The following is a 23,583-nucleotide window of genomic DNA, read 5'->3' on the forward strand; positions in this document are numbered from 1 at the left end:
GTGTGTGCTCGCAGTGCGAGCTACCCCGCAGCGAACGGCGGAAACCAGGTCGGAACGGTAGAAGTTATTGGGATACAAGGATTTCGCGTGCGGATAGTGGGTAGAGACGCCCGGCGGTCGTGCGGGACCTCAGGTGTAGATCAGGTCCTGCAGGGCCCTCATCGATCGGCCGTACAGCGCGCCGCCCACGCCCGCCCTGACCAGAGCGGCACGGGCGGCGTTGGCTCCTGGTCCACCGTGCACCGCGCCGCCCGGATGTGCCGAGGCCCCGGCGAGGTAGAGCCGGTCGATCGGGGTGTCGGCGCGCCCGGTTCCGGGCAGCGGGCGGAACACCAGCTGCTGGTGGATCGCGGACGTGCCGCCGTTGATCGCTCCGCCGACCAGATTGGCGTCCCTGCTCTCCAGCTCGTGCGGGCCGGACACGTGCCGGCCGCGGATCGTGGCGGTGAAGCCGGGTGCGTGCCGCTCGACGACCTGTTCGACGCGGTCGGCGTGGCGGCGGACCGCGTCGAAGTCCCAGCGCATCCCTCGTGGCACGTGGGTGTAGGCCCAGGCGGTCTCCGTGCCCTCGGGGGAGCGCGACGGGTCGGTCGTGGTCATCTGGCCCAGCAGGAGGAACGGCCGGTCGGGCAGACGGCCACCGGCCAGCGCCGCTCCGAAGTCGGTGAGACCGCCGAGATCGGAGTCCAGGTGCACCGTGCCGGCCGAACCGGCCGCCGGGTTGGTCCACGGAACGGGGCGTGACAGCGTCCAGTCGACCTTGACCGTGCCGTCGTCCCAGTGGAAGTTCCGCAGGTCGTCGAGCAGGCGCGCCGGCAGGTGCCCGGCGTCCACCATCCGCCCGTACAGCGTGGGGGCGGGCACGGTGGCCAGCACCGCGTGCCGTGCCCGGATCCTGGCGCCGCCGCTGTCCGTGACGCCGACGGCACGACCGCGCGCGACGAGCACCTTCGTCACCTCACGACCGCATTCGATCCGGCCGCCCCGTGCGGTCAGCCTGCGCACCAGTGCCGCGGTCAACGCGCCGGCTCCGCCTTCCGGCACCGGGAAACCGACGTCCTGGGCGAGCATGCAGAGCAACCAGCCGAACACGGCGCTACCGGACTGGCCGGGCCCCAGGTCGGAATGCAGGGCGTTGCCGGTGAGCAGGACCCTGGCGCCGTCACCGGTGAAGCGTTCCTCGGCGAGGGTCCTGGCCGGCATGGTCAGCATCCTGGCCATCCGCAGGGCCTCCGCCACGCCGAGTCTCCGCGCGAGCCGCGCGCCTGGCCGCACCGGCGGGAACGGCGTGAACAACGAGTCGAGCAGGTCCTCGCGGATGCGCCGCCACAGGGCGAACTCGCCGCGCCACGCGTCCCCGTCGGCCGGCGCGAAGGAGGCCAGCGACGCGACGGTCGCGTCGAGGTCCCGCGACAGGACCGCGCACCGGTCGTCGGGCAGGACGTGCGCGACCACGGCGGGCGCGTGCACCCAGCGCAGCCCGTGGCTTTCCAGGTCCAGCCCGCGCAGGATCGGGGACGCCGCGCCCAGCGGGTAGAAGGAGCTGAACAGGTCGCTGTGGAACCCCGGTTCGATCAGTTCGGCGGTGCGAACGGCTCCGCCGGGCTCCTCGGCGGCCTCGAGGACCAGGACGTCCCATCCGGCGTCGGCCAGCAGGTTCGCCGCCACCAGCCCGTTGGGGCCGGCACCGATCACCACGGCGTCCACCGTCGTCGTGGTCACTGAAGCGGTGCCTCGGTGGCGCTGAGGGCCGGTGTGTCGCGGCCGAGGGCGAGGTCGCCGAGCCTGGCGAGCGACTCCGCGTTGCGAGGCCGGAACATCATTCCCTGGACCAGGGCGGGGAGCCGCTTGGCCGGGCCGCCCACGATCTCTTCTTCCATGATCACCTGCGTGCCGGTGCCGTTGTGCATCGGGGCCATGCTGATGCGGACCCGCGCCGTGCCCAACACCCACAGATGTGCTTCCAGCTCGAGGTACTTGCCCGGTTCGACGGCCAGGACGCTGGTGGTGTCCTCGATCTGCGCCGGCCAGGCTCCCGCGCTGTGGTGGATGCGGGTGCCGACCGACGGCCAGCCGGCGTCCACGTCCCGGATGTGCGAGTTGCCGACGACCCAGCCCGCGTAGGACCAGCCGTCGGCCAGAACGGCGAAGACGTTGTCCGGGCTCGTGCCCACGACACGACTTGTCTTGATCATGACCGGTCCCTTCTCTTCCCGCCCGAGTGGTGCGGTGTCCACTCTGTTCCCGGATTCGGCGCGTTCATGCGGCACGAGGCACACCGGGATACGTGTTTGAGGTCGTTCAGCACGGCTATTCGCCAGAAGGAGCATCTGTGGCCGCCCGGACCCGCGACCTCGTTGACCGGGAAGGGCCGTGCCCGTCGCCCTCACCCGAATCCCGCCTGCTTCGACGTCGTTCTCCCGTGCTTCAAGGAAGGCCTCACCTCATGACACGTACGGCCATCAGTTCGGTCCGCGACCCGTCGTTGCCCGCGCCTGTCGCGAAGGCCGCCGGCTGGACCGAAGCCGATGTCCGTGCCGTGGACACGGCCAGAGTGCTCGCGGCGGACGCCGTCCAACGGGTCGGCAACGGCCACCCTGGCACCGCGATGAGCCTGGCGCCGCTCGCACACCTGCTGTTCCAGCAGGTGCTGCGGCACGATCCCACCGACGACCAGTGGCTCGGCCGGGACCGGTTCGTGCTGTCCTGCGGCCACACGAGTCTGACGCTGTACGTGCAGCTCTACCTCAGTGGCTACGGACTCGAGCTCGCCGATCTGGAGGCGCTGCGCACCTGGGACTCGGCCACCCCCGGCCACCCCGAGTACCGGCACACCCGTGGCGTGGAGATCACCACCGGCCCGCTCGGGCAGGGGTTCGCGAGTGCGGTGGGCATGGCGCTCGCCGCGCGGCGCGAACGCGGGCTGCTCGACCCGGACGCCGAACCGGGGCGGAGCCCGTTCGACCACCACGTGTACGTGCTCGCCTCGGACGGCGACCTCATGGAGGGCGTCACCGCCGAGGCCGCGTCACTGGCAGGACACCAGGAGCTCGGCAACCTGGTGGCGTTCTACGACTTGAACCACATCTCCATCGAGGACGACACCGGCATCTCGTTCAGCGAGGACGTGGCGGCCCGTTACGCCGCTTACGGCTGGCACGTCCAGGTCGTCGACTGGACGGCTTCCGGCCGGTACGTCGAGGACGTGGACGCGGTGCTCGCCGCGACCGAGGCGGCCAAGGCCGAGACAGGCCGGCCGTCGCTGATCGTGGTGCGCACCATCATCGGCTGGCCCGCGCCCACCAGGCAGAACACCGGTGCGGCACATGGTTCGGCACTCGGTGACGAGGAGGTCGCCGCTCTCAAGACGCTGCTCGGGTTCGATCCTGAGCGGAGCTTCGTGGTGGAGGACGAGGTCCTCGCGCACACTCGCGAGGTCGTGGCGCGGGGTGCGGCCGCCCATCAACGCTGGGAGACGACCTACGAGCGTTGGAGGGCAGCGCACCCGGACCGCGCGGGGTTGCTGGACCGCCTGCGGGACCAGCGCTTCCCAGAGGGCTGGACGGACGCGTTGCCCGTGTTCCCCGCCGACGCCAAGGGAATGGCGACCCGCAAGGCGTCCGGGAAGATCCTCACGTCGCTGGCACCGGTGCTGCCGGAACTGTGGGGTGGTTCGGCGGATCTGGCCGGGAGCAACAACACCACGATGGACGGCGAACCGTCGTTCGTCCCCGCCGGCAAGCAGACCGCGCAGTGGCAGGGCGGCCCCTACGGACGCACGCTGCACTTCGGGATCCGCGAGCACGCCATGGCGTCGGCCCTCAACGGCATCGCGCTGCAGAGCCTGACCCGGCCGTACGGCGGCACTTTCCTGGTCTTCAGCGACTACCAGCGTCCCGCGATCCGCCTGGCCGCGCTCATGAAGCTTCCAGTCACCTACGTGTGGACCCACGACTCCATCGGCCTCGGCGAGGACGGTCCGACCCACCAGCCGATCGAGCACCTCGCCGCGTTGCGCGCGATCCCCGGACTGGACGTGGTCCGCCCGGCGGACGCGAACGAGACGGTCGTCTGCTGGCGGCGGATCCTGGAGAACCAGGACCGCCCCGCGGGCCTCGCCCTGACCCGGCAGGACGTTCCGGTGCTCGACCGCGGTCCCGGCGGTGTCGCCCCGGCAGAAGGTGCCGCCCGCGGCGGCTACGTCCTGGCCGGAGCCGAGGAACCCGACGTGATCCTGGTCGCGACCGGCTCGGAGGTCCAGATCGCCCTCGACGCCAGGAAGCTGCTCGCCGAGGACGACGGCATCACCGCCCGCGTGGTCTCGATGCCGTGCCGGGAGTGGTTCGCCGCGCAGGAACTGTCCTATCAGGACGAAGTGCTGCCGCCGGGCGTGCGCGCCCGCGTGAGCGTCGAGGCCGCGGTCGCCCAGGGCTGGCGCGACGTCGTCGGCGACGCCGGCCGGACGGTGTCACTGGAGCACTTCGGCGCTTCCGCCGACTACCGGCGGCTCTACGACGAGTTCGGCATCACCGCCGCCGCGGTCGCCGCGGCCGCGCACGACAGCCTGCGCGACGCGGCCGGCGCGGTCCGCCCTGGAGGGGTGCAGCAGTCCGCCGCGCCCACCACGGGCGGCACCGGCGACCGTCCTGCCTGAACCACGAGGATTTCCGACTACGGAGGCATCATGCCCACGGGCCACGACCACCCGCTCGCCGAACTCGCCGCCGCAGGGGTGTCGATCTGGCTCGACGACCTGTCCCGCGAGCTCCTGTCCGACGGCCGGCTGGAGGCGCTGATCGCGGACCGCGGCGTCGTCGGCATCACGACCAACCCCACGATCTTCGCCTCGGCCCTGGCCAAGGGCGAGAGCTACACGCCGCAGCTCAGAGACCTCGCGGAGGCGGGAACAGGCGTCGAGGACACCGTTTTCGCCATCACGACCGACGACGTCCGGGCGGCCTGCCGCGTGCTGCGCCCGATCTACGACCGCACGGACGGCGTCGACGGCAGGGTGTCGCTGGAGGTCGACCCCGGCCTCGCCCACGACGCGGAGGCCACCATCGACCGCGCCCGGCTGTTGTGGGCGGCGGTGGACGAGCCGAACCTGCTCATCAAGATTCCCGCTACCACCGCGGGACTAGCCGCGATCACCGCGGTCATCGCCGAGGGCATCAGCGTCAACGTCACCCTGATCTTCTCCCTCGACCGCTACCGCGACGTCATCGACGCCTACCACACCGGTCTGGAGACAGCGGCGTTCAACGAGTACGACGTGTCCACCATCCACTCGGTCGCCTCGTTCTTCGTGTCCCGTGTGGACAGTGCGATCGACGCGCGACTCGACGCCATCGGCACGGACCGTGCCAAGGCGGCCAAGGGCAAGGCGGCGATCGCCAACGCCCGCCTGGCCCACGAGGTCCACGTGGAAAGCCTGGCGTCCGAGCGCTGGCAACGCCTGGCCGCGTCCGGTGCGCGCCCGCAACGACCCCTGTGGGCGTCCACCGGCGTGAAGGACCCCGCCTACCCCGACACGATGTACGTGTCCGAGCTGGCCATCCCCGGCACGGTCGACACGATGCCGGGGCCGACGCTCGAGGCTTTCGCCGACCACGGCTCCGTGCCCCACCTGGTGATGGAAGAGCTCTACGGCCCGGCGCAGGACGTGCTGGACGAGATCGCCGAGCTCGGGATCGACTACCGCGAGGTCACCGGCGAGCTGGAACGCCAGGGAGTCCAGAAGTTCATCGACAGCTGGGACGAGCTCGCGGACACCGTGCGCGGCCAGCTCGACCACGCCACCAAGGAGACGTCATCAAAGCGCTGACATGGCAAGGCAATGAGAACGTCCAGGTCGTCGACGTGCCGGACCCGCGCATCGAGACGCCGACCGACGCGATCATCAAGGTCACCTCGACCGCCATCTGCGGCTCCGACCTCCACCTCTACGGCGTGCTCGGGCCGTACCTGAAGCCAGGCGACGTGCTCGGCCACGAGGCGATGGGTGTCGTCGAGGAGGTCGGCTCCGAAGCGAGCGGCCACCTCAAGGTGGGCGACCGGGTCGTCGTGCCGTTCAACATCTCCTGTGGACACTGCTGGATGTGCGAGCGCGACCTGTTCGCCCAGTGCGAGACGACGCAGGTGCGCGGTGAGGGCAAGGGCGCGAGCCTGTTCGGGTACACCTCGCTCTACGGCTCGGTGCCCGGCGGTCAGGCCGAGTACCTGCGCGTGCCGCAGGCCCAGTTCGGGCCGATCGTCGTTCCGGACGGCACGCCCGACGACCAGTTCCTGTTCCTGTCCGACATCCTGCCGACCGCGTGGCAGGCCGTCCGCTACGCCGACGTGCCACCCGGCGGCACCGTCGCCGTGCTCGGCCTCGGCCCGGTCGGGCAGTTCGCCGTCCGCGTCGCCAAGCAGCTCGGTGCCGGCCGCGTCATCGGCGTGGACCGCGTTCCCGAACGGCTCGCGCTCGCCGAGAAGCACGGCGCCGAACCGGTGGACTTCGACGAGTTCGAGGGCTCCGAGGGCCTGGCGGCCGCGTTGATCGCCATGGTCGACGGCCGCGGCCCGGACGCCACCATCGACGCCGTCGGCATGGAGGCCCACGGCGGAGGGTTCGTCGCCCTGGCGCAGAAGGCCACCGGCCTGCTTCCCGACGCGCTGGCACAGAAGGTGACCGACAAACTGGCCGTCGACCGCCTCGACGCCCTGCACGCGGCCCTGAAGGGTGTGCGCCGCGGCGGCACGGTCTCGGTGTCCGGTGTGTACGGCGGTGAACTGGACGCGATGCCGATGATGGAGATGTTCGACCGCGGCATCCAGCTGCGGATGGGCCAGGCGCACGTGCGCCGCTGGACCGACGAGATCCTGCCACTGGTGCTGGATCCCGCCGACCCGCTGGGAACCCTCGACCTGACCACGCACCGCATCCCGCTCGCCGATGCCGCGCGGGGGTACGAGATGTTCCGCGCCAAGAGCGACGGCTGCGTCAAGGTCGTGCTGAGCCCGTGACCGGTCGCGTCGTGCTCGTCGTGGGCGCCAGCAGCGGAATCGGACTCGCCACCGCGACGGCGTTCGCTTCCCGTGGCGACGACGTCGTGCTGGTGTCCCGCAGCGGCGAGGCGCTGGACGCGGCGGAGAAGGTCTGCAGGGCAGTGGGATCCGGTGCGCTGGACGTGATCGTCGACGACATCGGCGATCCCGGTGGCGCCGGCCGGATCATCGGGTACGTGCTGGAACGGCACGGGCGCATCGACGTCGTCGTGCACAGCGCGACGGTGATGGCGTACGGCACCGTGGAGGCGATGCCCGCGGACGTGTTCAACGCGGTGGTCGACACCGCGATCCACGGCACGCTCCACCTCGCTCAAGCTGTCCTGCCGGTCTTTCGCCGTCAGCACTCCGGTGTTCTCGTCGGGGTGAACTCGTTGCTCGGCTCGGTCACCGTGCCGCGGATGGGCGCCTACACCGCGGCCAAGTGGGGACAACGCGCGTTGTTGCGGACCCTGCAACAGGAAACCCGTGACGAACCAGGGGTGCACGTGTGCATCGTGAGCCCCGGCAGTGTCAACACACCGGTGTACGACCAGGCGGCCAACTACACCGGCCGCGCGATGCGGCCACCGGTCCCGGTGCTGAGTCCGGGCAGGGTCGCCGCCGCGATCGTCCGCCTGGCCGACCACCCCCGCCGGCACGTCTCGGTGCGGGTGGGGCCGGGAAATCCGTTGATCATCACGGCGTTCCGTTGTGTGCCAAGGCTCTACGACCTGCTCGTCGGGCCGCTGTTCCGGCTGGCGGGGCTGACCAGGACGCCGGTCGACCCGACACCCGGCAACGTCTTCGAGCCGTTCCCCGCCCTGGAACGGACGCAGGGACGGTGGCCCGTCACGCGGTGATCGTGATGAGCAGCACCACGTCCAGCAGCGCGATCGCGACGGTGAGCCGGAACGCGATCGCGCTGTGCGGTGCGCGGATCGCGGCGACCGTCGTGGCGGCGGCCAACACGATCCCGGCCGTCACCACGACCACCGAGTAGAGGACGGACGCCCCGGCGGGGGAGAGGCCCAGCACCGCGGACGCCGTGGCGAGGGCGGCGGCCATGACGATCACCCCGGCGCGCGGCCCTAGCCGGTGGGGCAGACCGCGCACGCCCGTTTCGGCGTCCGCGCGCAGATCCGGGAGCACGTTGGCGAAATGCGCCCCGAACCCGAGCAGCGCGCTGACCACCGGGACCCACCACGGCGGCCACGGCTCTCCCGGCGCGGCCGCGTACACACCGATCGGCAGCGCGCCGAACGCGAACAGGTAGGCGGCACCGGAGAAGACCGTGGCCTTGAGACCGAGGTTGTACGCCCAGCCGCCCACGACGCTCAGGATCAGCGCGATGCCGGCGAACCACCCCAGCAGCAACGACAACACGACCGTCGCCACCGATGCCGCTGTGGCCGCCACCGCGACCGCGCGCACGGAAACGCCTCCGGTGGCGGCGGGTTTGTCCGTGCGGCCGGTGGCACGGTCGCGCGCCGCGTCGATCCAGTCGTTGGACCAGCCGATGGACAGCTGTCCGGTGAGCACCGCGGCGCCGAGCAGGATCGTGCGCGGACCGTCGAGCCCGTTGCCCAGTCCCAGAAGGACGGCCACCGCGGTGACCGCGAGACTGGGCAGGGGATGACAGGCCTGTGCGAGACCGAGCAGTGTGCGCGACGACTTCCCTTGGTGGACCGCTGTGCCGCTCATCTGCCGAGTGTAGGCGGAAGCCGTACCGTACAAGGGGTGACGACAATTTCGGCGGTGCACGGTGTTCTTCCGCCGCACCGCTACCCGCAGGCTCGGCTCACAAACCTGTTCGCGCAGTTGTGTTTGCCGGATTCCACCGCCCGCGCGGTGGCGGCCCGGTTCCACAGCAGCGCCCGTGTCGGTTCCCGGCATCTCGCGTTGTCCATCGAGCAGTACAGCGAGCTCGACGGCTTCACCGCTGCGAACGACGCTTTCCTCTCGGTCGCCGTCGATCTCGGTTGTGAGGCCGCTCTGGCCGCGCTGGCGGACGCGGGACTGCGACCGTCCGATGTGGATCTCATCGTGTCCACGACGGTCACCGGCGTCGTCGTGCCGTCCCTCGACGCGCGGATCGCCGCCCGCATCGGCATGCGGCCGGACGTGAAGCGGATCCCGATCATCGGTCTCGGTTGTCTGGCCGGAGCGGCGGGTGTCGCACGTCTGCACGACTTCCTGCGCGGCTGGCCGACCTCGGTGGCGATGCTAGTGTCCGTCGAGCTGTGCTCGCTGACCGTGCAGCGCCAGGATCCCAGCGCCGCCAACATGATCGCCTCCGGCCTGTTCGGTGACGGCGCCGCCGCGGTCGTCGCCGTCGGCTCGGAGCATCCCGGCGCGGCGGCGGGGCCACAGGTCGTGGACTCGCTCAGTCACCTGTACCCGAACTCCGAACGCGCCATGGGCTGGGACATCGGCAGCAGCGGCCTGAAGATCGTGCTGGGGTCCGAGGTTCCCGAACTCGTGCGTGAACATCTCGCCGACGACGTCAAGCACCTGTTGGCACCACACGGGTTGGAGATCGGCGACATCGCCCGCTGGATCTGCCACCCCGGCGGGCCGAAGGTCATCGAGGCCATCCAGTCGGTGCTCGGCCTCGACGAGGAGGATCTCGCGATGACGTGGCGGTCGTTGCACGAGATAGGAAACCTGTCGTCCGCGTCCGTGCTGCACGTCTTCGCCGACACCCTCGCGGCCAGACCCGCTTCTCCCGGCGACTGGGGCGTGGTGATGGCGATGGGACCGGGTTTCTGCGCGGAACTGGTGTTGCTGAGGTGGTGAGCCAGGTGTGGTACTCGGTGCTGGTCGGTCTCGTCGCGGTCGAGCGGCTGGCCGAACTGGTCGTCGCCAAGCGCAACATGGCGTGGAGCCTCGCCCGCGGAGGACGTGAGACCGGGTTCGCGCACTACCCGTTCATGGTCGTGCTGCACACCGGGCTGCTGGCGGGCTGCTTGCTCGAAGTCTGGCTGGCGGACAGGGACTTCACGCCCGTGCTCGGCTGGCCGATGCTCGCGCTGGTCGTGCTGTCGCAGGCGTTGCGGTGGTGGTGCATCCGGGTGCTCGGGCGTCAGTGGAACACCCGGATCGTCGTCGTGCCCGGGCTGCCCCGAGTGACTCACGGCCCCTACCGCCTCTTCCCGCACCCCAACTACGTCGCCGTCGTGGTCGAGGGGTTCGCTCTGCCGCTGGTGCACGACGCCTGGCTGACCGCCGTGGTCTTCACCGTGCTGAACGCGGGTCTGCTGACGGTCCGCATCCGCGCGGAAAACGACGCGTTGCGATCCGTGGATGCCTGACCGGATGCACGACGTGGTGGTGGCTGGAGGCGGCCCTGCCGGTCTCGCCGTCGCACTGGGCTGCGCGCGGGCGGGCCTGGACGTGGTGGTCTGCGAGAAGCGGCCCGGCGTGCTCGACAAAGCCTGCGGGGAAGGACTGATGCCCGGCGCCGTGCGGGCACTCGCCTCGCTCGGCGTGGACCCGCCGGGACACCTGATCGAGGGCATCACCTACCGGCAGGGCGCCCTGGTCGCGCACGCGCCGTTCCGCGGCGGCACCGGACTCGGGGTCCGCCGCACCTGCCTGCACGACGCCCTGGGCGCGGCGGCCGCACGCGCGGGGATACCGGTGCTGGCCAACCGGATCACCGACGTCCTGCAGCACGACGACCACGTGCTGGCCGGCGGGCTGCGGGCGCGCTACCTCGTCGCCGCCGACGGGCTGCACTCGTCGATCCGCGATCTCGTCGGCCTCACCGCCCAGTCGAGGACTTCCGCGCCGCGGTGGGGACTGCGCCGCCACTTCGCCCTCGCTCCCTGGGGCAGTGGGGTCGAGGTGACGTGGGCAGCGCGGTCGGAGGCCTACGTGACGCCCGTGGCGCCGGACACGGTCGGGGTCGCGATCCTGTCGTCGGTCCGCGGCGGTTTCACCGACCAACTGGCCGCCTTCCCCGAACTGGAGGCACGTCTGGCCGGCGCGCACCCGGTCTCGCGGGTGAAGGGCGCCGGACCGTTGCGGCAGCGCACGACCGGCCGGGTGGCCGGCCGCGTGCTGCTCGCGGGAGACGCTGCGGGCTACGTGGACGCGCTCACCGGCGAAGGGCTGGCGCTGTCCCTGACCACCGCGGCCGACCTCGTCCGATGCCTGCGCGCCGGGCGGCCCGCCGACTACGAACGAGCGTGGACCCGTACGTCACGACGGTCGCGCTGGTTGACGGAGTCCTTGCTGTGGGCCAGGAATCGCCCCGTGCTCGGTCGCCGGATCGTTCCCGCCGCCGTCCGCGCGCCGTGGCTGTTCGCCGCCGCCGTCGACCAGCTCGCCCGCTGATGACGGCGCGCGACAGCTGGGACTTGGTCGTCGTCGGCGCCGGACCGGCAGGGTCGACGGCCGCGCTCGCGGCGTTGCGCGCGAACCCGGCGGCCCGCGTGCTGCTGCTGGACGCCGCGGACTTCCCCCGCGACAAGGTCTGCGGTGACGGAGTCGCGCCGCACGCCCTGGACGTCCTGGCCGGGCTCGGCGTGGACGTCGCCGCGCTCACGGCCGGTACCGCCCCGGTCCACGATCTGCGGCTGACGTCACCGCGAGGTGTGACGGCTGCCCGCCGGTTCGCGCGCCCGGCCGCGGTCGTGCCCCGCGCGCTGCTGGACGCACGGCTCGTGCAAGCTGCGTGCGACGCAGGCGCGCAGCTGCGACGGCACCGGGTCCGCACGCTCAGCCCGGCCGGCGACGGAGTCGACGTCGACGGCGTGGTCCACGCCCGCACGATCATCGGCGCGGACGGCGCGGAGTCGGTCGTACGACGGCAATGCGGCGCCGGCCGGGCACCGGCGGGTACCACCGCCATCGCGTTGCGCGGGTACACGAGCGCGGAACCGTGGCCCGCCGGTGAACAACGACTCGTGATGACCACCGCGCACTGGCCCGCGTACGCATGGGTCTTCCCGGTCGGCGACGGCACCGCGAACGTCGGCTACGGCGAACTCGTCCGCGCTGATCCACCCACGAGGGCACACCTGGTGGAACGACTGCACGACCTGTTGCCCGGCTGCCCGCCGATCACGTTGCGCGGGCACCGGCTACCGCTGTCACCCGGCAGGCCCGACGTCGGCCACGGCCGTGTTCTGCTGGCGGGTGACGCCGCCTCGCTGATCAACCCGCTCACCGGTGAGGGGATCTACTACGCCGTCCTGTCCGGATTCCTGGCCGGCACCGCCGCCATGACACCGGAACCGGCCGACCGGTACCGCCGATCGCTGCGCCACCGGCTCGGCAGGCACCTGCGGCACACCGACGCGCTCGCCCGGCTCACGCGCACACCCCTGCTGGTCGACCTGGCGACGACCGCGGCCCGCGACCACCAGCGCGCGTTCGACGACCTCGTCGAGATCGGTCTCGGAGCGGGCACCATCGGCTCCGCCCTCGCCGTCGCGATGCTCAGGACCGGAACCCAGGGCGCGCTGCGGAGGTAACGGCCGTGGTCAGGGCATGCGCTCGGGAGTCGTGCACGGACAGGTAGGTGTCCACGCCGGTCAGCGCCAGCGGACGACGCGTGGCTCTCCTGTCCGCCACCACTCGCAGGCACGTGCGGTCCTCGGCCCTGTGGTGAGCGGCGATCAGCACCGACAGTCCCGCGCACGCGAGGAACTCGACCGCGGACAGGTCGACCACCAGCAACCGGGGCCGCAGTGTCGCGGCCGACTCGAGGGCGTCGTGCAGGACCGGCGCGGTGACGAGGTCGATGCTTCCGGCCACGACCAGGACCATCGCCTGGTTGCTGGACAACGTCGTGACGGTCAGCGGCGGCGGGCGCGGTGACGGCATCGGTGCCGCGGCGGGGGTCGTGGGATGGGCGAGGACAGCGTCGAGATCGACGGTCCCCGTGACCACAGCGCCGGCGAGCGAGGTGAGAGGGCGATTGCGCACGCGTGCGTAGCCGTCCAGCCGGACAAGGGCGTCGTCCATGGACAGGCCGCCGCGTTGGGCGAGTACGCCGCGGGCCTGTTCAACGATGACGCGGCTGGAGAGCGCGGTCTGCAACTGGCCGGCGATCTGGCCGTGGTGCTCCAGCGCGCGGTGTTGCAGGATGCCGATGGTGGCGACATCGGCCAGCGCCTGAGCGAGATCGACCTGACCGTTGTTCATCGGCCCGGTTCCGGTGTCGAGCAGGCACAGCGCCCCGATCGTCCGGTCGCGCAACCGCAGCGGCAGCGCCTGTACCGACCGATAGCCGCACTCCTGGGCCGCTGCGGCGAACCGCGGCCACCGCGACGTCTCGGTGGTCAGGTCGTGTTCGGCGACCGGGTGACCGGTGCGGAGACAGTCGATGCACGGTCCGCTTTCCGTCCGCACCTCCAACAGCTCCAGCATTTGCGCGTGCCGTGATGAGGCGGCCATGACGTGCGCGACGCCGTCAGGGCCGATCAGGGTGATCCCGGCCGCGGACACGTCCAGCAGTTCGATGCACCGCTGGGTGAGGAGGTCCAGCGAGTCCGCGACGTCGAACTCGGTGACCAGCGTGTCGGCCAACGTGACGAACGCGCTTGATATCCGCAGTTGCCGGGTGTGTGTGACCTCGTCGTGCGCAGATGGCGGACGCATACCTGGTGATTACCCGTTTCGTTCTCGCCTCTATCGCGTACCGGTTCCGGGAGTCGCCGGTGGTCTCGTTGCGCTCGACCGGTGCGGGTGGTGTGGTTGGGGTGACCCGACTGCACGGAGGTGGGATGAACGGCGACGCGCTGCGAACCGGCGATGTGCTGGCGGCGGCCGAGAGCGCACCGCCGACGGAGTCGGTCGAGGTCGTCGCACGCGACCTGGCGAAGCGTTTCCAGGCGTTCGACGTGTCGTTCCTGCTGATCGACGTCGGTGATGAGCAACTGGTGCGACTCACCTCGACCACGTGGGACCTCGGCGGGGCCGGCGCGGCGCGCATCGACCTGCGGGACAGCTCCTACGAGGAGGTGCTGCGCACCCAGCAGCCGCGGCAGGAGCAGGACGGCGACGGCGTGCGGGTGGCGCTGCCGGTGACCAACCGCGGGGACTGCGTCGGCGTGCTGGAGGTGACCGTGCCCTCAGTCGACGAGGAGGTGCTGGCACAGCTCAGCGAGGCCGCGCACGCACTGGCCTACGTCATCGTCACCGACCGTCGTTTCACCGATCTCTACCACTCCGGCAGGCGCACCACGACGATGAGCCTGGCCGCGGAGATCCAGCACCAGTTGCTGCCCACGGCGTCCTGCTGCGAGGCCGCCCAGTTCACCGTCGCCGGTGCACTGGTACCGGCCCACGACATCGGCGGCGACACCTACGACTACGCGGTGGAACGCGACGTCCTGCACCTGTCGATCACTGATGCCGTCGGCCACGACGTGGGCTCGGCGTTGACCGCGACCCTGCTGGTCAGCGCACTGCGCGGGGCTCGGCGGGCCGGCCACGGCCTGGCCGAGCAGGCGGAGCGGGCCAACCTCGCGCTGATGGACCACCGCCGCGGAGCACTGGCGACCGGACTACTGGTGCGCGTGGACCTGCGCGACGGAGCGGTCACGCTGGTCAACGCCGGTCACCCGGCACCACTGCTGCTGCGCGACGGCGTGGTGGAGCCGCTCAGGCTGAAGATCGACCTGCTCCTCGGCGTCCAGCCGCACCCCTACCGGGTGCAACGGCTGGACCTGCTCCCCGGCGATCGGCTGATGCTGCTCACCGACGGCATGTTCGAACGCGACGCCGAGGACGTCGACCTGCCCGCACTGCTCCGCGACACCGAGGCGCTGCACCCCAGGGAGGTGGTGCGGGCGGCGACCCGGGCCGTGCGGCGCGCTTACCGCGATCACCTCCAGGACGACGCCACCGTGCTCTGCCTGGACTGGCACGGAGCCGGCCGCACCGAACGCGAGGCCGACCACGGCGCCGACACGGACTCCGCCTCGCCCGCCTAGGTCGTGTCCTGCAAGTTCGTCCGGTGAGAGGCGCGGGCGAGAGACTCGGCTGCCACTGTCGCCCAATGAACTTGCAGGACACGGCCTAGTGCCCGAGCGACGGTGACAGGCGCACGGAGGTCCTGGCCGCTGGGTGGTTGCTGATCGTTGCCGTGTAGGTCCGCACGAGGTCGGTGGCGATGCGCTGCCACGAGTACCGCGCGTGCACGCGATCGCGCCCGGCGACGCCGAGCAGTTCCCGCTGCGTGCCGTCGGCGAGCAGCGACCGCAACGCCCTGGCTATCGCGTCCGGCCTTCTCGGCGGAACCTGCACGCCGGTGAGCCCGTCGATCACGGAGTCGACGAGCGCGCCGACCTCGGTCGCGAGAACCGGAACGCCGCACGCCATCGCTTCCAGCGCCACGCTGCCGGACGACCGGTGCCGCGGGGTGCACACCACCACGTCCGCGGACCGGAGCAGGACGGGCAGGTCGGCGTGAGGCACGTGGCCGGCGAACCGGACCTTCTCCGAGACTCCCAGCGCCTGGGCCTGTGCCAGCAGCCGCCGCGCCTCGGGATCACCGCGGACGTCGCCTTCCGCGGAACCGCCGGCGATCACCAGCCGGACGTCCTCCACTTTGGACAGAGCGCGGATCGTGTCCTCGAAACCCTTGTGCGGCAGCAGTCTTCCCACCGACACGATCTGACGCAGGCCTATCCGTGCGGTGGGGGAGTCCTGCGGTGTGAACAGATCGAGGTCGACGCCCCGCGGCACCACGGACAACTTCGTTCGGTCTATCCCCATCCGGAGGACCTCGCGGGCCTCGTCCGACGAGACGGCGACGACGCGGGCGGCCTCGTGGCCGACAAGTCGTTCGACGGCAAGGCGTTTGGTGGAGACCGGGTCGTTCGTGCGCCGATCCTGACGCGATGTTGTGCCCACCGTGTGGTAGGACTGCGCCACCGGGATCCGCGTGTGCTGTGTGCTCAACACCGCCGCGAGCCCGGAGAGCCAGCCGTGGGCGTGCACGATGTCGGGTACGTGCGTTTCCCAGTCTGTCCTGAGGAACTGGACGAAGTCGCCCAGGTGGGCGAGGACCTCGTCTTCAGTGATCTTCCTGGCAGGTCCGGCCGGTACGTGCACGACGGTGTAGCCGTCGCTGGTGCGCACTCGTCGCGGGACCCGGGGATCATCGCATCGCGTGTAGACGACCACTCGGTGGCCGAGGGCGGACAACGCGGTCGCGAGCCCTGCCACGTAGACGTTCTGGCTGCCGGCGTCGAACGCGCCCGGTGCGGCCAGCGGGCCGGCGTGTTCGGAGACCAGCGCGATCGTCATCCGCGTGGAGGTGGCTTGCTCGGAACTGCTGCCCACCGTGGTTCTCCTCACGACGAAGTGATGAGACCGCGGGTCTGGGCGGTTGCGGCATTTGCCAACGGCTTCAGGCTACCCGCGCGCGACTCATCCGACACGCTGTGCAGTCAGGTGGCCGGTGGCCCAGGCGGAGAGCCGTGGCTGCAGGGCGATGTAGACGTCCGGTGCGAGGCCCATGCCGATGTGGGTGCTCTTCACCTCGATGCACTCCGCGGACGGGTCGAGGCTCAGCCGCCACGGCACGACGGCGTCGGTCCGGGAGTACATCGACACGGCCGGAATTCCCTGCGGCAGTGGCGTGGCCAGTGCCCTGGTGCTGTTGTCGTGGCAGGTTCCGTTGAAGCACTCACGATCCATCAGTCCGGGGACGCCGACCGCGGCGAGCCTGGTGAGTGCGTGCGCGGCGAGCATCACGTTCGCGTTGGCGGCCATCGGGTCGACGACGGGGCTTCCCAGCATCACGAGACCGCGGACCAGATCGGGCCTGCGCACGGCGGCGAGCCGGGCGAGGCCACCACCGCGACTGTGTCCGATCAGCACCACCGGTCCGCCGGTGACGTCCGCGTGTTCCTCGAGTCGTCGCTCGATCCGGTCGACCAGTTCGGTGGTGCAACCGAGGTTGAATCCGATGCGGGCTCCCGCCGGACGGTAACCGCGGTGAGCCAGCCAGATGCTGGTCGGGCTCAGCGCAGCGTCCGCGGCTCCAAAGCCGGGCACGAGCAGGACGCCCGCACCGGCGCCCTCGTCCGGATCAGCGTGACGCCACACGGGATGGGCCACCAGCTGGACACCGAGCATCGCCGTTCCGATGTGCTCACGGGTGATGGAATGCAACGAACGCAATGCACGCATGTGCGCGGTTCTCCTCGGCTCAGTCAGTAGGAGCCGGATTGCCGCGCAAAGGCGTCACAAACGCGAGGCACGCGACGTTTGGCCGCTGGTCGGGGCGGTGAGCTGCACACCCGCGACTCACCGGCCGTTCAGCACTCCGGCGATGAATTCCTCGGCGACCAGCCGCACCTTGCGGTTCTCCCGCTGTGAATGCTCGACGAGCACCCCGAACGCGTCATCCGCGCTGACGCCGCGCACCGCCATGATGATTCCCTTCGCCTGGTCGATCACGGCGCGGGAGTCCAGTGCGGTGCGCAGGTGTGCGGAGTGCTCGGAGGCCCGCAGGTACCTGCTGTGGCTGCGCAGCGCGACCTCGGCCGCGGCGGTGTAGAGGCCCAGCAACGGGCCGTCGAGGTCGGCGAACCCGTGGTCGCGCGCCGAGTAGACGTTGATGGCACCGGCGTGCTGGTCGTCGACCACCAACGGGGTGGACAGGAAGCTGACCATGCCGGCCGACCGGCACGCCCTGGCGAAGACCGGCCAGCGTTCCAACGCCTCCTCCAGGCCGGCGCGGACCAGCTGTCCCTGCTTCGCCGCGTCGACACAGGGGCCGGAGTCCTCGCGGTACTCGACCTCGTCGAGCTCCTCGGCCAGTTCGCTGGTGGACGACGCGGTGAACGGCTTCCCCGCGTCGAGCAGTGTCACGGACACTTCCTCGGCGCCGGGCACCGCGTGCATCACCTGATGGCACACCAGCTCGACCAGCGCGGGAAGGTCCTCGGAGCGGCCGAGTGCCTCGCCGAGGGCGTCCAGCGCGCTGGTCACCTCGTCCAGGGCATCGCCGATCGGCGGGCTGTTCGAGTGGTGCGGTGTCACGGGTCTTTCACCTTCTTCCAGAGCGGAGGCACGAGCTGGGCGGACGCCCGCAGCTACCCCGGCGGTGATCGTTCCGCTGCCCGCCGGGGAAGCAGGACCGCGACTAGCGCCCGCGGTGGGCGCGGGTGCGGCGCAGCGCCAGGCCGAGGCCGATCAAGCCGACGCCCAGCAGCAGGTGCAGCCAGTTGTCGGCGGTGTTGACCGGCACGAAGTTGGCCGTGCTGTCGTGGTCGATCACCAGGCCGTACAGCCACAGGACCAGATAGACGGCGCCACCGCCGACCAGGTACCAGTAGGCGCCGTCCACCGTGCGGGACATGAGGAATCCGGCGACGCCGAAGCCGAGGTGGACGAGGTTGTGCAGGATCGACACCATGAACAGGCCGAGCAACATCGCCTGCGACTCGTGGCCCGCGAACGACATCGTGTCGTAGTTCGTCGTGACGCCGGGGATGAATCCGGCGACACCGACCAGGGCGAACACCGCGCCGACCGCCAACGCGGCCTTCTGCAGGGGCGTGCGCGTGGTCATTTCAGTTCGGGACATGTCTTCTCCCGTGAAGGGTGAACCGCTTCGGTCGTGGGGCGGCTACCCGTGCCTTTACCCCGCAAACTGATCTCAGCGGCCCGGTTCACAAGGCATTGCGCACGCCTTCAGCGCATTCGACAGGCCGTGCTGCGAAGGAAGTTTCCCCGACCTGTCACACGCGCTTGGCGATGAGCCCGTGGACCAGCGACAGCTCGCCGCGTTCGTCCAAAGCGGACGTCACGTGCTTGAGCAGGTCGTCGACCAACGCGGTCGCGGGTACCCGGCACTCCCGCCACGGATCGACGCCGGCGCCCTCGATGCCGTACCTGGACGCGGCCCACACCGCAGCCGCGAGCACGTCGTCCCGTACCGCGGGAGGTTCCTTGCCGGAGTGGATGTCGTCGTGGGCGGTGTGCACGAGTGCACGGGAGAGTGCCGCCTGCAGCACCGCGTCGTCCACCTCGGCGGCGGCATCGGCCACGCGGAACTCGACCGTCGGCAGCGACGAGCCGAGGCGCACCAGCCAGAACGACTGCGACCGGTCCACGAGCGTTCCGCAGGCCACCATCCGCCCGACGTGCGCGTCGTACTCCTCCGCGCCGGAGAACAGCGGAGGCACGCCCGCGCCGGGGAACCTCGACTGCAGCACCGTCCGCCAGCTCGCGTATCCGCGGTCGGGGGAGTTGGCCGACAGCGCCAGCAACGTGGGCAGCCAGGGCCGCACGTGGTTCAGCACGGCCACGGCCGTCTCGCGGTCCGGTACGCCGACGTGCACGTGGCACCCGCTGGCCTCGTAGTCCTCGATGACGCCCGCGTAGGCGTCGAGGATGCGGTGGTACCGAGCGCCTTCCGTGACGATCGAATGCGTGGCGGTTTTGACCGGCGTGCCACGGGAAAGCAGTTCCACGCCCTCTTCGCGGGCGGCGTCGGCGACCATCGCGCGGGCGTGCGTGAGTGCCTCGCCGAGGATGACCACGCTGGTGCACGGCCCGGTTGCGGCTTCCACCTGGGTTCCGGCCAGCTCCGCGTGGAACTTGGTCAGTTCCGTGCCGTGCAGTCGGGCGAGCACGGCGGGCGCGCGCATCACCGTGCGCCGGGAGGCCGGATCGACGAGCAGGAACTCTTCTTCAACACCCACGGTGTCGGCGCACGCGTTGGCCAAGTGACCGTCTCCGCTCTTCCTGGACGTTGCGATCTGCGGTTACCCGTGCGGGGTAGGCGCGAACCGCAGCGGGGTATTCGGTTCGGCATGGACGACAAGACGATCGAAGCGCTGGGCAAGCTCCGCAAAGCGCTGGAGACGACCGAACGCGCACGCGGGCACCTGTACTCGTTCCACCAGCTGACCGGCACCGCGGACTTCGAGCTCGACGCGGCGATCGCGGCGCTGCGCGAAGCGGGGCACGGCGAACACGCGAAGCGGGTGCAACGCGACCTGGTGGGCCGCAACGTCCTTCCTGGACGGTGGACGTTCCAGATCGTCGAGGAGTACGACGACATGTACTACGACGTGTTCCGCGACGTCGAACGCGCGGCCCGCGACGACCTGGCCGGCGGGCAGCGGCACGGCCTGGAGAAGGAGCTCAAGCGCGACCGGCAACGGCGCAGCGCCGCCGCGTACGCCGAGAACGACTGAGCGCTCCCTCGCTGGGTACCCGGATCGCATCTCCAGCGAAAGGTTCGAGCCATGACCACCGTGTCCCGCACGTTCACCGTCGAGGCCCCGCCCCAGACCGCGGTGCCGTACCTGGCCGACTTCGGCAACGCCGTGCAGTGGGATCCCGGCACCGAGAGCTGCACCCGCAACGACAGCGGACCTGTCCAGGTCGGGGCGAACTGGCACAACACCTCGAAGATCGCGGGCGTCACCACCGAACTGACCTACACGCTCGAACAGCTCCTCGACGACCGGATCGTGCTGGTGGGCCGCAACGACACCGCCACCTCCACCGAGACCATCGAGATCACGCCCAGCGGCACGGGTTCGAGCATCACCTACACCAACGACCTCGAGTTCAACGGCGCGGCCAAGCTCGCGGCGCCGTTGGCCAAGGTGGTGTTCGAGAAGCTCGGCAACGACACCGAGAAGCAGATGACCGAGGTGCTCAACGGGCTGGCCCGCTAGTACGCAGGGCCGCGAAACGCACGAGCGGCGAATGCGGGAACCGGCCGGGAAATCGCCACTGCCAGAAGCGCATCGCGATTTCCCGGCCGTTGTCGTGAGACGCCGAAGGCCCCACATCAACGATGTGGGGCCCTCAACGGCGTGACGGTCAGTCCTTCTTGAAAGCGTCCTTGACCTTCTCCGCCGCTTCCTTCAGGTGACCCTTGGCCTGGTCCGTCTTGCCTTCGGCCTGCAGGCCTCGGTCGTTCGTGGCGTCACCGACGCCTTCCTTCAGCTTGCCCTTGAGTTCGTCGCCCTTGGCGTCCAGCTTGTCATCAGCACCCATGGCTCTCGGATTCCCTCTGCTGTTGAGGACAAACGTGTCCGAAAACATGGTTCAGGCCTTTCGCTGCATGCTCTCGCGTGCCGGGTTCGCCTGCTTCTCCGCTTTCGGGTCCTTTTCGTCCTCCTTGGCGCGCACCCCGGCCTCCACCTGCTTGCCGAGGTCCTCGTCGACGTTGCGCCAGTACTCGAACGCCCGGACCAGCACCGGTTCGGACACGCCGTTGAGCAGGTGGCCGACGACGTTGTCGACCAGCCGCGCCCGCGCGTCGTCGTCCAGGACCTCCCGGACCATCGTGCGGGCCTGACCCCAGTCGTCGTCCTCGGCGTGCGAGACGTATCCGGCACGGACCATGTCGCCCTGCGCGGCCCAGCCCGCCGGTGTGCCGTACTGCTCGACGTCGGCGCGGGGGCCGCCCTTGGAGTTCGGCGCGTAGACGGGGTCGGACACGTTCGTGACCCGCATCGCGCCGTCTTTGCTGTAGCTGTTCACCGGCGACTTCGAGGCGTTGACCGGGATCTGCTTGTAGTTCGCGCCGATGCGGTACCGGTGCGCGTCGGCGTAGGCGAACATCCGGCCCAGCAGCATGCGGTCCGGGCTGGCGCCGATGCCGGGCACCAGGTTGTTCGGCTCGAACGCGGCCTGCTCGATCTCCGTGTGGTGGTCGGTGGGGTTGCGGTCGAGGGTCAACTTGCCGACCTCGGTCAGCGGGTAGTCCGCGTGCGGCCAGACCTTGGTCAGGTCGAACGGGTTGAACCGGTAGCCCTCGGCCTCGTCGAACGGCATGACCTGCACGAACAGCGTCCAGCTCGGGTTGTCGCCCTTCGCGATCGACTCGAACAGGTCGCGCGTGTGGTAGTCCGTGTCGGCGGAGGCGAGCTGGTCCGCCTCGTCCTGCGTGAAGAACTCGACACCCTGGTCGGTCTTGAAGTGGTACTTCACCCAGAAGCGCTCACCTGCGGCGTTGACCCACATGTAGGTGTGCGAGCTGTAGCCGTTCATGTGCCGCCACGTGCGCGGAATGCCCCGGTCGCCCATCAGCCACGTGACCTGGTGCGCGGACTCCGGTGACAGCGTCCAGAAGTCCCACTGCATGTCGTGGTCGCGCAGGTTGTTGTCGGCCCGCCGCTTCTGCGAGCGGATGAAGTGCTGGAACTTCATCGGGTCCTTGATGAAGAAGACCGGCGTGTTGTTGCCGACCATGTCGTACACACCTTCTGAGGTGTAGAACTTCAGCGCGAACCCGCGGGGGTCGCGCCAGGTGTCGGGGCTGCCCCGCTCACCGGCCACGGTCGAGAACCGGGCCAGCACGTCGGTCGTGACACCAGGCTGGAACACCGCCGCCCTCGTGAAGGACGACACGTCCGCGGTCACCTCGAACCTGCCGAACGCGCCGCTGCCCTTGGCGTGCGGCTGGCGCTCCGGAATGCGTTCCCGGTTGAACTGCGCCATCTGTTCGATGAGGTAGTGGTCCTGCAGGACGATCGGGCCACCGGCGCCGATCGTGAGCGAGTGCTCGTCGCTCTCGACCGGGATGCCGGCGTCGTTGGTGGTGGGAAGGTCAGACATCGGGTCCTCTCAGCTGCTCGGCGCACAGGGGTGCGGTTGGCGGACTGGCGAGCCGCTGACCGACGGATCGACCTGACGGCGGTGGCGCAAACACGTCCACCGTGAACACCGTCGCGCGAAGCCGAAACACGAAGTTCGTGATCATCACCGATCGAGTGATCTTGCCCGCCTCCGGCCGTGCGGATCCCGCCGAGCGTTCTTACGGTCCTGCCAGCGACCGCAAGGCCGCTGCAGCACCAGGGCCCGCCGTGCGCTCACCTGTCCAGCGGCCGGGCCCTGTTCCAGGTCACGGAACACGTCTCCGCCGGACAGGCGCCCTCACCGGCGAGAGCGCGGCGGGGCCCGAAAAGGGACATGCGTCAGCTCAGCGTCACCACCGCCCGCGTCCTGCTCCTCTCCGCTTCCACGGCGGCACTGCTCGCGGCGGGCGGCACCATCGCCTCCGCCGCGCCGTCCGTCGACTGGGACCGGATCGCGCAGTGCGAGAGCGGTAACAACTGGTCGACGAACACCGGCAACGGCTACTCCGGCGGACTGCAGTTCAGCCCGTCCACCTGGAAGGCCAACGGCGGTACCGGCAGTGCCCACCAGGCCTCCCGCGAGGAGCAGATCCGCGTCGCGGAACGCGTGCTGGCCAGCCAGGGAATCGGAGCGTGGGGCTCGTGCGGCCGGCGTGGGGGAAGCAGCCCGCAGCCGGTTCGCCAGCGGCACGTTCCGAACGCCGGCAAGGCCGTGTCGCGGGTCGTGCCCGTGGTCCCGGCGGCCGCGCCGTCGGCGAGCAACCCGGACGGCGACTACACGATCAAGGCCGGTGACACGCTGAGCAGCATCGCCACCGAACTCCGCGTCGACGGGGGCTGGCAGGCGTTGGTGGCCAAGAACTCCCGGTTCCTGACGAACCCGGACCTCATCAGGGTCGGGGACAGGATCGCCACGAAGTGACGCAGGAACGGACCGCTCACCGCTGAACGTGGTGGGCGGTCCGTTCGCGTGTGGAGC

23 protein-coding genes are annotated in these 23,583 nt (G+C 70.4%); 12 read left to right on the forward strand and 11 right to left on the reverse strand.

Going from position 1 to position 23,583, the window contains the following annotated elements:
• Window positions 1-129 precede the first annotated feature (129 nt).
• Together ACH413_RS03740 and ACH413_RS03745 are read right to left on the reverse strand one after the other, a co-directional pair.
• Window positions 130-1,722 (reverse strand): NAD(P)/FAD-dependent oxidoreductase, encoded by a 1,593-nt coding sequence (locus tag ACH413_RS03740; RefSeq protein ID WP_360030279.1) that lies wholly within the window; start codon window positions 1,720-1,722, stop codon window positions 130-132.
• On the reverse strand, window positions 1,719-2,195 hold the full coding sequence (locus ACH413_RS03745; RefSeq protein WP_360030281.1) for an SRPBCC family protein: 477 nt from the start codon (window positions 2,193-2,195) through the stop codon (window positions 1,719-1,721). Before ACH413_RS03745 ends, ACH413_RS03740 begins: the two co-directional genes overlap by 4 nt.
• Before the next feature lie 251 nt (window positions 2,196-2,446).
• Here ACH413_RS03745 and tkt point away from each other — a divergent pair, with 251 nt between their 5' ends.
• The 4 genes from tkt to ACH413_RS03765 are packed head-to-tail and all read left to right on the forward strand — an operon-like array spanning window position 2,447 to window position 7,892.
• Complete coding sequence (gene tkt / locus ACH413_RS03750; protein ID WP_360030283.1) at window positions 2,447-4,654, forward strand: transketolase; 2,208 nt, start codon at window positions 2,447-2,449, stop codon at window positions 4,652-4,654.
• A 30-nt stretch (window positions 4,655-4,684) separates the two neighbouring features.
• The gene (gene tal / locus ACH413_RS03755; protein ID WP_360030285.1) at window positions 4,685-5,824 is read left to right on the forward strand and encodes a transaldolase; all 1,140 of its coding nucleotides are present in this window, start codon (window positions 4,685-4,687) and stop codon (window positions 5,822-5,824) included.
• The gene (locus ACH413_RS03760; protein WP_360030380.1) at window positions 5,812-7,008 is read left to right on the forward strand and encodes a zinc-dependent alcohol dehydrogenase; all 1,197 of its coding nucleotides are present in this window, start codon (window positions 5,812-5,814) and stop codon (window positions 7,006-7,008) included. The genes tal and ACH413_RS03760 overlap by 13 nt, the downstream gene beginning before the upstream one ends.
• Window positions 7,005-7,892, forward strand: a complete 888-nt coding sequence (locus ACH413_RS03765; RefSeq protein ID WP_360030287.1) for an SDR family NAD(P)-dependent oxidoreductase — start codon at window positions 7,005-7,007, stop codon at window positions 7,890-7,892. Before ACH413_RS03760 ends, ACH413_RS03765 begins: the two co-directional genes overlap by 4 nt.
• Here the strand turns inward: ACH413_RS03765 and ACH413_RS03770 are convergent.
• On the reverse strand, window positions 7,882-8,733 hold the full coding sequence (locus tag ACH413_RS03770) for a UbiA family prenyltransferase (protein ID WP_360030288.1): 852 nt from the start codon (window positions 8,731-8,733) through the stop codon (window positions 7,882-7,884). The two genes, ACH413_RS03765 and ACH413_RS03770, sit on opposite strands and share 11 nt — an antisense overlap.
• Window positions 8,734-8,769: 36 nt before the next feature.
• On the opposite strand from ACH413_RS03770, the gene ACH413_RS03775 reads away from it, so the two are divergent.
• The 4 genes from ACH413_RS03775 to ACH413_RS03790 are packed head-to-tail and all read left to right on the forward strand — an operon-like array spanning window position 8,770 to window position 12,512.
• On the forward strand, window positions 8,770-9,828 hold the full coding sequence (locus ACH413_RS03775; RefSeq protein ID WP_360030290.1) for a 3-oxoacyl-[acyl-carrier-protein] synthase III C-terminal domain-containing protein: 1,059 nt from the start codon (window positions 8,770-8,772) through the stop codon (window positions 9,826-9,828).
• Window positions 9,825-10,343 carry an isoprenylcysteine carboxyl methyltransferase family protein gene (locus ACH413_RS03780; protein WP_360030292.1) on the forward strand — a complete coding sequence of 173 codons (519 nt, stop codon included), beginning with the start codon at window positions 9,825-9,827 and terminating at the stop codon, window positions 10,341-10,343. Before ACH413_RS03775 ends, ACH413_RS03780 begins: the two co-directional genes overlap by 4 nt.
• Window positions 10,336-11,370 carry an NAD(P)/FAD-dependent oxidoreductase gene (locus tag ACH413_RS03785; RefSeq protein ID WP_360030294.1) on the forward strand — a complete coding sequence of 345 codons (1,035 nt, stop codon included), beginning with the start codon at window positions 10,336-10,338 and terminating at the stop codon, window positions 11,368-11,370. The genes ACH413_RS03780 and ACH413_RS03785 overlap by 8 nt, the downstream gene beginning before the upstream one ends.
• Window positions 11,370-12,512 (forward strand): NAD(P)/FAD-dependent oxidoreductase, encoded by a 1,143-nt coding sequence (locus ACH413_RS03790; protein WP_360030296.1) that lies wholly within the window; start codon window positions 11,370-11,372, stop codon window positions 12,510-12,512. Before ACH413_RS03785 ends, ACH413_RS03790 begins: the two co-directional genes overlap by 1 nt.
• Here ACH413_RS03790 and ACH413_RS03795 read toward each other — a convergent pair.
• Window positions 12,478-13,641: an anti-sigma factor antagonist gene (locus ACH413_RS03795; protein ID WP_360030298.1), complete on the reverse strand. Its 1,164-nt coding sequence runs from the start codon at window positions 13,639-13,641 to the stop codon at window positions 12,478-12,480. The genes ACH413_RS03790 and ACH413_RS03795 overlap by 35 nt on opposite strands.
• 125 nt (window positions 13,642-13,766) lie before the next feature.
• Between ACH413_RS03795 and ACH413_RS03800 the strand changes: the two genes are divergently transcribed.
• The gene (locus ACH413_RS03800; RefSeq protein ID WP_360030300.1) at window positions 13,767-14,978 is read left to right on the forward strand and encodes a PP2C family protein-serine/threonine phosphatase; all 1,212 of its coding nucleotides are present in this window, start codon (window positions 13,767-13,769) and stop codon (window positions 14,976-14,978) included.
• Between the two features lie 85 nt (window positions 14,979-15,063).
• Here the strand turns inward: ACH413_RS03800 and ACH413_RS03805 are convergent, their stop codons facing one another.
• The 5 genes from ACH413_RS03805 to ACH413_RS03825 all read right to left on the reverse strand — a co-directional run bounded on the left by ACH413_RS03805 (window position 15,064) and on the right by ACH413_RS03825 (window position 19,730).
• Entirely contained in the window at window positions 15,064-16,332 is a 1,269-nt protein-coding gene (locus ACH413_RS03805; RefSeq protein ID WP_360030302.1) for a glycosyltransferase, read from the reverse strand.
• 87 nt (window positions 16,333-16,419) lie between these two features.
• Window positions 16,420-17,184, reverse strand: a complete 765-nt coding sequence (locus ACH413_RS03810; protein ID WP_360030304.1) for an alpha/beta fold hydrolase — start codon at window positions 17,182-17,184, stop codon at window positions 16,420-16,422.
• A gap of 117 nt (window positions 17,185-17,301) precedes the next feature.
• A complete protein-coding gene (locus ACH413_RS03815) occupies window positions 17,302-18,039 on the reverse strand; it encodes a GAF and ANTAR domain-containing protein (RefSeq protein ID WP_360030306.1) in 738 nt (245 codons plus the stop codon).
• Between the two features lie 103 nt (window positions 18,040-18,142).
• Window positions 18,143-18,586, reverse strand: coding sequence for a DUF4383 domain-containing protein (locus ACH413_RS03820; RefSeq protein WP_360030309.1), 444 nt, complete (start codon window positions 18,584-18,586; stop codon window positions 18,143-18,145).
• A gap of 154 nt (window positions 18,587-18,740) precedes the next feature.
• Window positions 18,741-19,730 carry a YbdK family carboxylate-amine ligase gene (locus ACH413_RS03825; protein WP_360030311.1) on the reverse strand — a complete coding sequence of 330 codons (990 nt, stop codon included), beginning with the start codon at window positions 19,728-19,730 and terminating at the stop codon, window positions 18,741-18,743.
• Window positions 19,731-19,817: 87 nt separating this feature from the next.
• Between ACH413_RS03825 and ACH413_RS03830 the strand changes: the two genes are divergently transcribed.
• Complete coding sequence (locus tag ACH413_RS03830; RefSeq protein ID WP_360030314.1) at window positions 19,818-20,204, forward strand: hypothetical protein; 387 nt, start codon at window positions 19,818-19,820, stop codon at window positions 20,202-20,204.
• A gap of 51 nt (window positions 20,205-20,255) precedes the next feature.
• On the forward strand, window positions 20,256-20,693 hold the full coding sequence (locus ACH413_RS03835; protein WP_360030316.1) for an SRPBCC family protein: 438 nt from the start codon (window positions 20,256-20,258) through the stop codon (window positions 20,691-20,693).
• Between the two features lie 148 nt (window positions 20,694-20,841).
• Here the strand turns inward: ACH413_RS03835 and ACH413_RS03840 are convergent, their stop codons facing one another.
• Together ACH413_RS03840 and ACH413_RS03845 are read right to left on the reverse strand one after the other, a co-directional pair.
• On the reverse strand, window positions 20,842-21,018 hold the full coding sequence (locus tag ACH413_RS03840) for a CsbD family protein (protein WP_360030318.1): 177 nt from the start codon (window positions 21,016-21,018) through the stop codon (window positions 20,842-20,844).
• A gap of 51 nt (window positions 21,019-21,069) precedes the next feature.
• On the reverse strand, window positions 21,070-22,584 hold the full coding sequence (locus ACH413_RS03845; protein ID WP_360030319.1) for a catalase: 1,515 nt from the start codon (window positions 22,582-22,584) through the stop codon (window positions 21,070-21,072).
• A 354-nt stretch (window positions 22,585-22,938) separates the two neighbouring features.
• On the opposite strand from ACH413_RS03845, the gene ACH413_RS03850 reads away from it, so the two are divergent.
• Window positions 22,939-23,526 carry a transglycosylase family protein gene (locus ACH413_RS03850; RefSeq protein WP_360030321.1) on the forward strand — a complete coding sequence of 196 codons (588 nt, stop codon included), beginning with the start codon at window positions 22,939-22,941 and terminating at the stop codon, window positions 23,524-23,526.
• The last annotated feature ends 57 nt before the right edge of the window (window positions 23,527-23,583 follow it).

The sequence above is a fragment of the Lentzea sp. NPDC020367 genome (genome assembly GCF_044387305.1).
Classification (GTDB): Bacteria; Actinomycetota; Actinomycetes; order Mycobacteriales; family Pseudonocardiaceae; genus Lentzea.

What these genes read in the sequence shown, in the direction of transcription:
- ACH413_RS03745 (WP_360030281.1), bottom strand. Translation starts at nt 2,195, where the DNA reads ATGATCAAGACAAGTCGTGTCGTGGGCACGAGCCCGGACAACGTCTTC.
- tkt (WP_360030283.1), top strand. Translation starts at nt 2,447, where the DNA reads ATGACACGTACGGCCATCAGTTCGGTCCGCGACCCGTCGTTGCCCGCG.
- tal (WP_360030285.1), top strand. Translation starts at nt 4,685, where the DNA reads ATGCCCACGGGCCACGACCACCCGCTCGCCGAACTCGCCGCCGCAGGG.
- ACH413_RS03770 (WP_360030288.1), bottom strand. Translation starts at nt 8,733, where the DNA reads ATGAGCGGCACAGCGGTCCACCAAGGGAAGTCGTCGCGCACACTGCTC.
- ACH413_RS03785 (WP_360030294.1), top strand. Translation starts at nt 10,336, where the DNA reads ATGCCTGACCGGATGCACGACGTGGTGGTGGCTGGAGGCGGCCCTGCC.
- ACH413_RS03790 (WP_360030296.1), top strand. Translation starts at nt 11,370, where the DNA reads ATGACGGCGCGCGACAGCTGGGACTTGGTCGTCGTCGGCGCCGGACCG.
- ACH413_RS03795 (WP_360030298.1), bottom strand. Translation starts at nt 13,641, where the DNA reads ATGCGTCCGCCATCTGCGCACGACGAGGTCACACACACCCGGCAACTG.
- ACH413_RS03800 (WP_360030300.1), top strand. Translation starts at nt 13,767, where the DNA reads ATGAACGGCGACGCGCTGCGAACCGGCGATGTGCTGGCGGCGGCCGAG.
- ACH413_RS03810 (WP_360030304.1), bottom strand. Translation starts at nt 17,184, where the DNA reads ATGCGTGCATTGCGTTCGTTGCATTCCATCACCCGTGAGCACATCGGA.
- ACH413_RS03820 (WP_360030309.1), bottom strand. Translation starts at nt 18,586, where the DNA reads ATGTCCCGAACTGAAATGACCACGCGCACGCCCCTGCAGAAGGCCGCG.
- ACH413_RS03830 (WP_360030314.1), top strand. Translation starts at nt 19,818, where the DNA reads ATGGACGACAAGACGATCGAAGCGCTGGGCAAGCTCCGCAAAGCGCTG.
- ACH413_RS03835 (WP_360030316.1), top strand. Translation starts at nt 20,256, where the DNA reads ATGACCACCGTGTCCCGCACGTTCACCGTCGAGGCCCCGCCCCAGACC.
- ACH413_RS03840 (WP_360030318.1), bottom strand. Translation starts at nt 21,018, where the DNA reads ATGGGTGCTGATGACAAGCTGGACGCCAAGGGCGACGAACTCAAGGGC.
- ACH413_RS03845 (WP_360030319.1), bottom strand. Translation starts at nt 22,584, where the DNA reads ATGTCTGACCTTCCCACCACCAACGACGCCGGCATCCCGGTCGAGAGC.
- ACH413_RS03850 (WP_360030321.1), top strand. Translation starts at nt 22,939, where the DNA reads ATGCGTCAGCTCAGCGTCACCACCGCCCGCGTCCTGCTCCTCTCCGCT.